Below are 12,286 nucleotides of genomic sequence, written 5' to 3'. Positions count from 1 at the left end.
TGACGCTCCGCCAAGCCGGACGCCTACGCGGTCAGTTCTGCGAGGGCAGTGCCGGGGCCCCTCCGGCGCTCCCGGGCTCCAGGGCGTCCAGCGCCCGCCGCAGACCGGTGAGTTTACGTTCGAGATGGGCCGCGGTCGCCACGACACCGGCGTCGGCGACGTCCTCTCCGAGCTGCTTGCTCAGCGCCTCGGCCTGCTCCTCGACGGCCGCGAGCCGCGCGGAGAGCTCGGCCAGCAGGCCCGCCGTCTCCCTGCCTGCGTCCACGCCCTTGGAGTCGCCGCCCTCCAGCTGGAGCCTCAGCAGGGCCGCCTGCTCCCGCAGTTGGCAGTTCTTCGTGTACAGCTCCACGAAGACGGAGACCTTGGCCCGCAGCACCCACGGGTCGAACGGCTTGGAGATGTAGTCGACCGCACCCGCCGCGTAACCGCGGAAGGTGTGATGCGGGCCGTGGTTGATCGCGGTGAGGAAGATGATCGGAATGTCCCGGGTGCGTTCGCGCCGCTTGATGTGCGCGGCCGTCTCGAACCCGTCCATGCCCGGCATCTGCACATCCAACAGGATGACCGCGAAATCGTCCGTCAGCAGCGCTTTGAGCGCCTCCTCCCCCGACGACGCCCGGACCAGTGTCTGATCGAGCGCGGAGAGGATGGCCTCCAACGCCAGCAGATTCTCCGGCCGGTCGTCGACCAGGAGGATCTTGGCCTTCTGCACCATGCCCTGTCCTCCTCGCCCCGGCATGGGGCCTCCCCGGCTCGTGGCACCGGCCTGTGCGCCGGGCCCCGCCCCAGAGGACGACACCCGTGCGCCGTCCGTCCTTGTGCCGGTCATCGTAGCCCCAGTCCCGAGATCGCCACACCCTGTCACCAAGATGTCACTGTGCACGAAGCAGAAACGCGGGGGGAGAGCAGAAGGTTCCCCGTGTACCGCCCTCCCACACCGCTTCGGCCACGGTGCGTCAGCGACCGGCGCCCGTCCGCTCTCCCTCCTGTCACTTGCCGAGCATCCACTGCTCCATCACCGACAACAGGTAGTCGGGGTCGACCGGCTTGGTGACGTAGTCGGAAGCGCCGGAGTCGATCGCCTTCTCCCGGTCCCCCTTCATCGCCTTGGCCGTCAGCGCGATGATCGGCAGCCCCGCGAACTGCGGCATCCGCCGGATCGCCGAGGTCGTGGCGTACCCGTCCATCTCGGGCATCATGATGTCCATCAGCACGACCTTCACATCGTCGTGCTGCTCCAGGACCTCGATGCCCTCCCGCCCGTTCTCCGCGTACAGCACGGCCAGTCCGTGCTGCTCCAGCACGCTGGTGAGCGCGAAGACGTTGCGGACGTCGTCGTCGACGATGAGCACCCGCTCGCCGTGGAAGTCGTACGTCCGGGCCGCCGCCTGGGGCTCCTCCTGCGCGGTGTCCCAGCCGTCCTCGGCCCCCGTCGTGTTCGGCTGCGCCGGCACCGTACGGGGCTCCAGGTCGCTCAGCGCCTTGCGCCGGCGCCGGAACAGCCCGGCCGCCCCGCTGTTCTGCCCCGACTGCCCCGGCTGCCCAGCTCCCGGCGGTGCGGGCTCGGACGGCGCCTCCGGCAGCGCACCGCCCCCGGCCGGCAGCACCGGCAGTCCGGGGCGCGCCCCGTCGAGGGAGCGGCGGTACAGCTCGCCGCGGGCGCCGCCCGGGGTGGGCGGCGCGTACCCCTGCGGCGGCAGCTCGCTCGGGTGCAGCGGCAGGTACAGCGTGAAGGTGGAGCCGCGGCCGGGCTCGCTCGCCGCGTGGATCTCACCGCCCAGCAGCCGTGCGATCTCCCGGCTGATGGACAGCCCCAGCCCGGTACCGCCGTACTTGCGGCTCGTCGTCCCGTCGGCCTGCTTGAACGCCTCGAAGATCACCAGCATCTTGCTCGCCGCGATCCCGATGCCCGTGTCGGTCACCGAGAAGGCGATCAGGTCCGCGTCCGCCTCCCGGAGCGAGCCGGCCTCCAGCAGCTGTTCGCGGATCGCCGCCGGCACATCGGCCCCGGCGGGCCGGATCACCAGCTCCACCGCACCGGTGTCGGTGAACTTCACCGCGTTCGACAGCAGGTTGCGCAGCACCTGCAGCAGCCGCTGCTCGTCGGTGTGCAGGGTGGCGGGCAGCTCCGGGGAGACCCGCACCGAGAAGTCCAGGCCCTTCTCCGCCGTCAGCGGCCGGAACGTCGCCTCCACGTAGTCCACGAGCTGTACCAGCGCGATCCGGGTCGGCGAGACGTCCATCTTCCCGGCCTCGACCTTCGACAGGTCGAGGATGTCGTTGATCAGCTGGAGCAGGTCGGAGCCCGCGCCGTGGATGGTCTCGGCGAACTCCACCTGCTTCGGCGACAGGTTCTCGTCCGCGTTGTCGGCGAGCAGCTTGGCCAGGATCAGCAGCGAGTTGAGCGGAGTGCGCAGCTCGTGCGACATGTTCGCCAGGAACTCGGACTTGTAGCGCATCGAGACCGCGAGCTGCTCGGCACGCTCCTCCAGGACCTGCCGCGCCTCCTCGATCTCGGTGTTCTTCACCTCGATGTCGCGGTTCTGCTGGGCCAGCAGTTCGGCCTTCTCCTCCAGCTCCGCGTTGGCGGCCTGCAGGGCCTTCTGCCGGTTCTCCAACTCGTCGGACCGCTCGCGCAGCTGCTCGGTCATCTCCTGCGACTGCTTGAGCAGCATCTCCGTCTTGGAGTTGACGCTGATGGTGTTGACACTCGTACCGATCATCTCGGCGATCTGGCTGAGGAAGTCCTTCTGGATCTGCGTGAAGCCCGTGAAGGAGGCCAGCTCGATGACGCCGAGCACCTTCCCCTCGAAGAGCACGGGCAGCACGATCACGTGCGCGGGCGGCGCCTCGCCCAGGCCCGAGGAGATCTTCAGGTAGCCGGGAGGCGTGTTCTCGACGAGGATCGTCCGCTTCTCCTCGGCGACCGCTCCGATCAGCCCCTCCCCCGGCCGGAAGGAGATGGGCATCTGACCGCCGGCGTACGCGTAGCTGCCGCGCATCCGCAGCTCGTACGTGCCGTCCGCGCCGCCCTCCGTCCCGATCTCGCTGGTACCGCCGGCCGGCACCGCCAGGAAGAAGGCTCCGTGCTGCGCGGAGACCACCGGGGTCAGCTCGCTCATGATCAGCGAGGCGACGTCGTCGAGGTCCCGGCGGCCCTGCATCAGTGCGGAGATACGGGCCAGGTTGCCCTTGAGCCAGTCCTGCTCCTTGTTGGCCAGGGTGGTGTCGCGCAGGTTGACGATCATCGTGTTGATGTTGTCCTGGAGGACCTGGATCTCGCCCGCGGCGTCCACGTCGACCTTCAGGCTGAGGTCGCCGCGGGTCACCGCGGTGGCCACGGCCGCGATCGCGCGCACCTGCCGGGTGAGGTTCCCGGCCATCTCGTTCACGGACTCGGTCAGGTCCCGCCACGTGCCGTCGACGTCGCGCACCCGCGCCTGGCCGCCCAGGATGCCCTCGGTGCCCACCTCGCGGGCCACCCTCGTCACCTGGTCGGCGAAGGAGGACAGCTGGTCGACCATCGTGTTGATGGTGGTCTTCAGCTCCAGGATCTCGCCCCGGGCGTCGATGTCGATCTTCTTGGTCATGTCGCCCTTGGCGATGGCGGTCGTGACCATGGCGATCTGCCGCACCTGGCCGGTGAGGTTGGAGGCCATGAAGTTCACCGAGTCGGTGAGGTCCTTCCACGTCCCCGACACCCCCGGCACATGCGCCTGCCCGCCGAGCCGGCCCTCGGTGCCCACCTCGCGGGCCACCCTCGTCACCTCGTCGGCGAACGACGACAGGGTCTTCACCATCGTGTTGACGGTGTCGGCGAGCTGCGCCACCTCGCCGCGCGCCTCGACGGTGACCTTCTTCGTCAGGTCGCCGTTGGCGACGGCCGCCGACACCTGTGCGATGCCGCGCACCTGGGCCGTCAGGTTCCCGGCCATCGTGTTGACGTTGTCGCTGAGGTCCTTCCAGATGCCGGTGACCCCGCGGACGCGGGCCTGGCCGCCGAGGATGCCCTCGGTGCCCACCTCGCGGGCCACCCGGGTCACCTGCTCCGCGAACGAGGACAGCTGGTCCACCATCGTGTTGACGGTCGTGACGAGTTCGAGGATCTCGCCCTTGGCGTCCACGGTGATCTTCTTGGAGAGGTCGCCCATGGCGACCGCCGTCGTCACCTCGGCGATGTTGCGCACCTGCGAGGTCAGGTTGTTCGCCATGAAGTTGACGGACTGGGTGAGGTCCTTCCAGGTGCCGGAGACACCCTTCACCTCCGCCTGACCGCCGAGGATGCCCTCCGTGCCCACCTCGCGGGCCACCCGGGTCACCTGCTCCGCGAAGTTCGAGAGCTGGTCGACCATCGTGTTGAGCGTGTTCTTCAGTTCCAGGATCTCGCCCCGGGCGTCCACGTCGATCTTCTGCGACAGGTCGCCGCGCGCCACCGCCGTGGCGACCTGGGCGATGTTGCGCACCTGCGAGGTGAGGTTCCCGGCCATGCCGTTCACCGAGTCCGTCAGGTCGCGCCAGACACCGGCCACGCCGGGCACCTGCGCCTGGCCGCCGAGGCGGCCCTCCGTACCCACGTCCCGGGCCACCCGGGTCACCTGCTCGGCGAAGGCGGAGAGCTGGTCGACCATCGTGTTGATGGTGTTCTTCAGCTCCAGGATCTCGCCCCGGGCGTCCACGTCGATCTTCTGCGACAGGTCGCCGCGCGCCACCGCCGTGGTCACCTGCGCGATCTGGCGCACCTGCGAGGTCAGGTTCCCCGCCATGAAGTTGACGGAGTCGGTCAGCTCCTTCCAGGTGCCCGACACCCCCTCCACGCGGGCCTGGCCGCCGAGGCGGCCCTCCGTGCCCACGTCCCGCGCCATCCGCGTGACCTGGTCGGCGAAGGACGACAGCTGGTCGACCATCGTGTTCACGGTGTTCTTCAGCTGGAGCATCTCGCCGGAGACGTCGACCGTGACCTTCTGCGACAGGTCGCCGTTGGCCACCGCCGTGGTCACCTGGGCGATGTTGCGGACCTGCCCGGTGAGGTTGCGGAAGGCGGTGTTCACCGAGTCGGTGAGGTCCTTCCAGGTCCCCGCCGCCCCCGGCACCTGCGCCTGACCGCCCAGCTCGCCCTCGACGCCGACCTCACGGGCCACACGCGTCACTTCCGCGCCGAAGGACTGGAGCTGGTCCACCATCGTGTTGACGGTGTTCTTCAGCTCCAGCATCTCGCCGGCCACGTCGACGGTGACCTTCTGCGACAGGTCGCCGTTGGCCACCGCCGTGGTCACCTGGGCGATGTCCCGCACCTGGGTGGTGAGGTTGCGGAAGACCGTGTTCACCGAGTCGGTGAGGTCCTTCCAGGTCCCCGCCGCCCCCGGCACCTGCGCCTGACCGCCCAGCAGGCCCTTGGCGCCGACCTCGCTGGCCACCCGCGTGACCTCGTCCGCGAAGGTCCGCAGCGTCTCCGTCATCTGGTTGATCGTTTCGGCCAGCTGCGCGACCTCGCCGCGCGCGCTGACCCGTACCTTCTGCGACAGGTCGCCGTTGGCGACCGCCGTCGTCACCTGCGCGATCCCGCGCACCTGGGCCGTCAGGTTCCCCGCCATCGTGTTGACGGAGTCGGTCAGGTCCTTCCACACGCCGGCGACCCCGGGCACCTTGGCCTGGCCGCCCAGCTCCCCCTCCGTACCCACCTCGCGGGCGACCCTCGTCACCTCGGAGGAGAAGGACGACAGCTGGTCCACCATCGTGTTCACGGTGTTCTTCAGCTGGAGCATCTCGCCGGCCACGTGCACCGTGACCTTGCGCGACAGATCGCCCTTCGCGACCGCCGTCGTGACGAGAGCGATGTCACGCACCTGCGCGGTGAGCCGGTACGCCATCGTGTTGACGGAGTCGGTCAGATCCTTCCAGGAACCGGACATTCCGCGCACCTGTGCCTGACCGCCGAGCTTGCCCTCGGTGCCCACCTCCAGCGCCACGCGCGTCACCTCGTCGGTGAACGCGGACAACTGGTCGACCAGGTTGTTGACCGTACGCCCGACCTTCAGGAACTCCCCGCGCAGCGGATGCCCGGCCCCCTCGGCGGCCTGCGTCCGCAGGTCCATCCGCTGGTCCAGGTCGCCCTCGGCCACCGCCGACAGCACCCGTCCCACCTCGGACACCGGCCGGGCCAGGTCGTCGACCAGCTGGTTGGATGCGTCGATCGCGGCCGCCCAGGAGCCCTCGCAGGCACCCGTTTCCAGCCGTTCGCTCAGCTTCCCCTCGCGGCCCACCATCCGCCGCACCCGGGACAGCTCCCCGGTCAGGTGCAGATTGCGGTCGGCGACCTCGTTGTAGACGGCGGCGATCTCCGCCATCACGCCCTCGCCGGACACCGTCAGCCGCTTGCGGAAGTTCCCGTCCCGCATCGACACCAGGGCCGTGAGCAGCCGGTTCAGAGCGGCGGTATCGACCTCTGTCGTGCCGCCGCGCCGGGACCGCCCGCCCTTCGGCCGCGTTCCCGTACGCCGCACCACTGCGCCAGACTCCACCGTGTCCCTCCCGAAAGGGTCGACCGCTGTTCCACCGGACACCTGACTCGTCTCAAGCCGGCTCTCCAAGCCTGCCCAGTGTTTCACCCTGGCCGAACCCGGCCATAACACTTCGGCACCATCGCACACCGGCCGTACCCTGCGAGTGGATTCCCGGACGACGGCACCATGCCGTCCGCGAAGGTAAGTAACCTGGCAACCGATGTCCAACCGCGTCGAAGGAGATTCGTGATCACGGCACGGGCGGCTGCCAGCTTCGACCCCCTCGGGCGCTCGGTCGCCGCAGCTCGCGCGTTCGTCCGCGACACCCTGCAGGGCTGGGGCTTCGCGGACATCGTCGACGACGCGGTCGTCCTCACCAGCGAGCTCGTCACCAACGCCGTGGTCCACGCCGGCACCCGCGCCGAGGTCCTGTGCCTGCGCACCGAGGACGGCGTACGGGTCGAGGTCGCCGACCGCTACCCGGAGCGCGAGCTGCCGCTGCGGCACCCCGGCGGCAGCCCGTACGCCGACCCCGACCGCGAGAACGGCCGCGGGCTGATGCTCTGCGCCGCCCTGGCCACCCGCTGGGGCGTCGAGTACACCGCCACCCACAAGCACGTGTGGTTCCGCCTCGATCTCCCAGACCGGCCGGTCGGTACCCGCTCCGCGGGCCCCGTCGTCCCCGACCAGCTGCTCCCCCTCGCCGACAGCCGGGTCCGCGTCGCCGTCCTCCAGGTCGACTCCGCCGACGCCGTCTCCGCCTGGAACGAGGACGCGGAGCACATTTTCGGCCACCCCGCGGAGAAGGCGCTGGGCCGCCCGCTGGCCGAGCTCGCCGCCTGGCCGCAGACTCCCGGCACCGGAACCGGCATCGCCGAGGCCCTGCGCCTGTCCCGCTGGGAGGGCAGCTACGGCGTCCGGGGCGCCGACGGCCGCGTCATCCCGGTCTACGCCTCCCACCTGCGGGTCCGCGACGCCCACGGCGAGCCGTCCACCGTCTGCCTGCTCGTCCACGACGACGAGCGCGCCCTCCTCCAGAGCCCCGTACGCGTGCCCGCCGCGGACAGCGGCCACTTCGCGGAGCCCCGCGCCGCCGACCCCTTCGAGGTCTTCATCGGCTCTCCCGCCCCCGACGACCTCGACGGCCTGCTCCAGCGCACCGTGGAACGCGCCCGCGACCTCCTGGACGCCGACGCCGCGTTCCTGCTGCTCGCCACCGACGACGAGACCGAGCTGGAGGTCCGGGCCACCACGGGCCTGCCGTCGACCCGCCAGCGCTTCGCCCGCGTACCCGTCGAGGCCGGCACCAACCGCTACGGCTCCGCCCGCATGCCCGCCGTCCACGACGACCTCGTCGCCGTCCCCGGGGCCGTTCCGCTCCTGGAGGCCACCGGCATGCGCTCCGCGGTCACCGTCCCCCTCAAGGTGGAGGGCCGCCTCACGGGCTCCCTGGGCGTCGCCGCGGAGAGCCCCGGCCGCTACTCGAACGAGGAGGCACTGCACCTCCAGTTCGCCGCCGACCGCATCGCGCTGGCGGTGGAGTCCGCCCGCCTCGGCGAACTGGAGCGGCTGCGCCGCGGCTCCCTGTCCTTCCTCGTCGAGGCCTCCGACCTGCTCGCCGGCACCCTGGACCGGGACCAGACCCTGGCCCTCATGGCCCAGATGACCGTCCCGACGCTCGCCACGTGGTGCGCCGTCTACACCATCGCCGACCAGTCCTCGGACCCGTACCTCAGCTATGTCCTCCACGAGGACGAGGACCGCATCGACGGCCTGAAGGCGCTGCTCTCCCGGGTCAGCCCGCCCGAACCGCTCCGCGAGGCCGGCGCCCGCCCGTGGCCCGAAGCGGCCCTCGCGGTCGGCGGCGAGACGGTGGTCCTGCCCCTCCTCGCCCGCAACCGCGTGATCGGCCTGCTCACCCTCGGCAAGCCGCGGGAGGAGCACTTCCGCCAGGAGATCCTGGAACTCGCCGAGGACCTCTCCCGTCGGGCCGCCCTCGCGCTGGACAACGCCCGCCTGTACTCGGAGCGCACCGCGATCAGCCGCTCGCTCCAGCGCAGCCTGCTGCCGCCCGGCTCCCCCGCCATCCCCGGGATGGAGGTCGAGGTCATCTACCGCGCGGCCGGCGAGGGCAACGAGGTGGGCGGCGACTTCTACGACGTCTTCCCGATCCGCGACGGCGCGTACGGTTTCGCCATCGGCGACGTCTGCGGTACGGGCCCGGAGGCGGCGGCTGTGACCGGCCTGGCCCGGCACGCGCTGCGTCTGCTGGCCCGGGAGGGCCTGGGCGGCCCGGCCGTCCTGGAGCGCCTCAACGCGGCGATCCTCGACGAGGGCGCCCGCAGCCGTTTCCTCACCCTTCTCTACGGTGAACTCCACCCGCAGCCGGACGGCGGCGCGCTGATGAAGGTCGTCTGCGCGGGCCACCCGCTCCCGCTGCGCCTGCGTCCCAACGGCATGGTCGACGCGGCGGCGGAACCGCAGCCTCTGCTGGGCGTCATCGAGGACCTGGACCTGTACGAGCAGACGGTCACCCTCGATCCGGGTGATGTCCTGCTGTGCGTCACGGACGGTGTGACGGAGCGGCGCGAGGGCAGCCGCATGCTGGGGGACGACGGCCTCGCGGAGGTCCTGACGACGTGTACGGGACTTACCGCCGGCGCGGTCGCCTCACGCGTCCTGCGTGCTGTGGAACGCTTCGCGGCCGAGCCCGCTTCCGACGACATGGCGATCCTGGCCTTCCGCGTACCCCACCCGCGGGCGGGTGACTGACCGCGGGTGGAGGGTGCGGGCCTGCCGGTCGACGGGATGCCCCTCGGCCGGCGGCGGCAAGGGCCGCTACAGACCGGACAACGCAAAAAAGGCCCCCGCCTGATGGCGGGGGCCTTTCTGATGGAGCCCTTTAACGGAATCGAACCGTTGACCTTCTCCTTACCATGGAGACGCTCTACCGACTGAGCTAAAAGGGCGGGTTGTTCGGCGGCGTCCTACTCTCCCACAGGGTCCCCCCTGCAGTACCATCGGCGCTGAAAGGCTTAGCTTCCGGGTTCGGAATGTAACCGGGCGTTTCCCTAACGCTATGACCACCGAAACACTATGAAATTCTGAACATGCTGGTGTTTTCACAGCCGTTCGTTATTTCAGAACTAACACAGTGGACGCGAGCAACTGAGGACAAGCCCTCGGCCTATTAGTACCAGTCAGCTCCACCCGTTACCGGGCTTCCACATCTGGCCTATCAACCCAGTCGTCTACTGGGAGCCTTACCCTCTCAAGGAGGTGGGAATACTCATCTTGAAGCAGGCTTCCCGCTTAGATGCTTTCAGCGGTTATCCCTCCCGAACGTAGCCAACCAGCCATGCCCTTGGCAGGACAACTGGCACACCAGAGGTTCGTCCGTCCCGGTCCTCTCGTACTAGGGACAGCCCTTCTCAATATTCCTACGCGCACAGCGGATAGGGACCGAACTGTCTCACGACGTTCTAAACCCAGCTCGCGTACCGCTTTAATGGGCGAACAGCCCAACCCTTGGGACCGACTCCAGCCCCAGGATGCGACGAGCCGACATCGAGGTGCCAAACCATCCCGTCGATATGGACTCTTGGGGAAGATCAGCCTGTTATCCCCGGGGTACCTTTTATCCGTTGAGCGACGGCGCTTCCACAAGCCACCGCCGGATCACTAGTCCCGACTTTCGTCCCTGCTCGACCCGTCGGTCTCACAGTCAAGCTCCCTTGTGCACTTACACTCAACACCTGATTGCCAACCAGGCTGAGGGAACCTTTGGGCGCCTCCGTTACCCTTTGGGAGGCAACCGCCCCAGTTAAACTACCCATCAGACACTGTCCCTGATCCGGATCACGGACCGAGGTTAGACATCCAGCACGACCAGAGTGGTATTTCAACGTCGACTCCACCCCAACTGGCGTTGGGGCTTCAAAGTCTCCCACCTATCCTACACAAGCCGAACCGAACACCAATATCAAACTGTAGTAAAGGTCCCGGGGTCTTTCCGTCCTGCTGCGCGAAACGAGCATCTTTACTCGTAGTGCAATTTCACCGGGCCTATGGTTGAGACAGTCGAGAAGTCGTTACGCCATTCGTGCAGGTCGGAACTTACCCGACAAGGAATTTCGCTACCTTAGGATGGTTATAGTTACCACCGCCGTTTACTGGCGCTTAAGTTCTCAGCTTCGCAACCCCGAAAGGTCACTAACCGGTCCCCTTAACGTTCCAGCACCGGGCAGGCGTCAGTCCGTATACATCGCCTTACGGCTTCGCACGGACCTGTGTTTTTAGTAAACAGTCGCTTCTCGCTGGTCTCTGCGGCCACCCCCAGCTCACGGAGTAAATCCGATCACCAGGAATGGCCCCCCTTCTCCCGAAGTTACGGGGGCATTTTGCCGAGTTCCTTAACCATAGTTCACCCGAACGCCTCGGTATTCTCTACCTGACCACCTGAGTCGGTTTAGGGTACGGGCCGCCATGAAACTCGCTAGAGGCTTTTCTCGACAGCATAGGATCATCCACTTCACCACAATCGGCTCGGCATCAGGTCTCAGCCTTGTATGAGGGACGGATTTGCCTACCCCTCGGCCTACACCCTTACCCCGGGACAACCACCGCCCGGGCTGGACTACCTTCCTGCGTCACCCCATCGCTTACCTACTACAAGTCTGGTTCGTCGGCTCCACCACTTCCCTTCACCCGAAGGATCCAGGACGGCTTCACGGACTTAGCATCGCCTGATTCGATATTGGGCGTTTCAAAGCGGGTACCGGAATATCAACCGGTTGTCCATCGACTACGCCTGTCGGCCTCGCCTTAGGTCCCGACTTACCCTGGGCAGATCAGCTTGACCCAGGAACCCTTAGTCAATCGGCGCACACGTTTCTCACGTGTGTATCGCTACTCATGCCTGCATTCTCACTCGTGAACCGTCCACAACTAGCTTCCGCTGCTGCTTCACCCGGCACACGACGCTCCCCTACCCATCACAGCGGGCGTTGGCCCTCTAGCTGCAATGACACGACTTCGGCGGTACGCTTGAGCCCCGCTACATTGTCGGCGCGGAATCACTTGACCAGTGAGCTATTACGCACTCTTTCAAGGGTGGCTGCTTCTAAGCCAACCTCCTGGTTGTCTCTGCGACTCCACATCCTTTCCCACTTAGCGTACGCTTAGGGGCCTTAGTCGATGCTCTGGGCTGTTTCCCTCTCGACCATGGAGCTTATCCCCCACAGTCTCACTGCCGTGCTCTCACTTACCGGCATTCGGAGTTTGGCTAAGGTCAGTAACCCGGTAGGGCCCATCGCCTATCCAGTGCTCTACCTCCGGCAAGAAACACACGACGCTGCACCTAAATGCATTTCGGGGAGAACCAGCTATCACGGAGTTTGATTGGCCTTTCACCCCTAACCACAGGTCATCCCCCAGGTTTTCAACCCTGGTGGGTTCGGTCCTCCACGAAGTCTTACCTCCGCTTCAACCTGCCCATGGCTAGATCACTCCGCTTCGGGTCTAGAGCGTGCAACTCAATCGCCCTGTTCGGACTCGCTTTCGCTACGGCTTCCCCACACGGGTTAACCTCGCTACACACCGCTAACTCGCAGGCTCATTCTTCAAAAGGCACGCAGTCACGACTGCATGTGCAAGCACATACAGCGACGCTCCCACGGCTTGTAGGCACACGGTTTCAGGTACTATTTCACTCCGCTCCCGCGGTACTTTTCACCATTCCCTCACGGTACTATCCGCTATCGGTCACCAGGGAATATTTAGGCTTA

Annotated in this window: 3 protein-coding genes, 1 tRNA gene and 2 rRNA genes (1 of these 6 cut by a window edge); 1 reads left to right on the top strand and 5 read right to left on the bottom strand. The window is 67.3% G+C overall.

Annotated elements, in window-relative coordinates:
- Positions 1 to 31: 31 nt before the first annotated feature.
- Both BSL84_RS24590 and BSL84_RS24585 read right to left on the bottom strand, forming a co-directional pair.
- Positions 32 to 715: a response regulator gene (locus BSL84_RS24590; protein ID WP_030031912.1), complete on the bottom strand. Its 684-nt coding sequence runs from the start codon at positions 713 to 715 to the stop codon at positions 32 to 34.
- 274 nt (positions 716 to 989) lie between these two features.
- Positions 990 to 6,518, bottom strand: coding sequence for a HAMP domain-containing protein (locus tag BSL84_RS24585; RefSeq protein WP_199838743.1), 5,529 nt, complete (start codon positions 6,516 to 6,518; stop codon positions 990 to 992).
- 168 nt (positions 6,519 to 6,686) lie between these two features.
- Between BSL84_RS24585 and BSL84_RS24580 the strand changes: the two genes are divergently transcribed.
- Entirely contained in the window at positions 6,687 to 9,272 is a 2,586-nt protein-coding gene (locus tag BSL84_RS24580; protein ID WP_075971125.1) for a SpoIIE family protein phosphatase, read from the top strand.
- A gap of 121 nt (positions 9,273 to 9,393) precedes the next feature.
- Here BSL84_RS24580 and BSL84_RS24575 read toward each other — a convergent pair.
- The 3 genes from BSL84_RS24575 to BSL84_RS24565 form a co-directional block, all read right to left on the bottom strand.
- A tRNA-Thr gene (locus tag BSL84_RS24575) sits at positions 9,394 to 9,469 on the bottom strand.
- A 5-nt stretch (positions 9,470 to 9,474) separates the two neighbouring features.
- A 5S ribosomal RNA gene (gene rrf, locus BSL84_RS24570) occupies positions 9,475 to 9,591 on the bottom strand.
- 79 nt (positions 9,592 to 9,670) lie between these two features.
- A 23S ribosomal RNA gene (locus BSL84_RS24565) occupies positions 9,671 to 12,286 on the bottom strand (it continues 508 nt past the right edge of the window).

Origin of the sequence: Streptomyces sp. TN58, from assembly GCF_001941845.1 — a bacterium.
Taxonomy (GTDB): domain Bacteria; phylum Actinomycetota; class Actinomycetes; order Streptomycetales; family Streptomycetaceae; genus Streptomyces.
The sequence above is the reverse complement of the archived record's forward strand: the minus strand, read 5'-3'. Positions and strand labels throughout refer to the sequence as shown.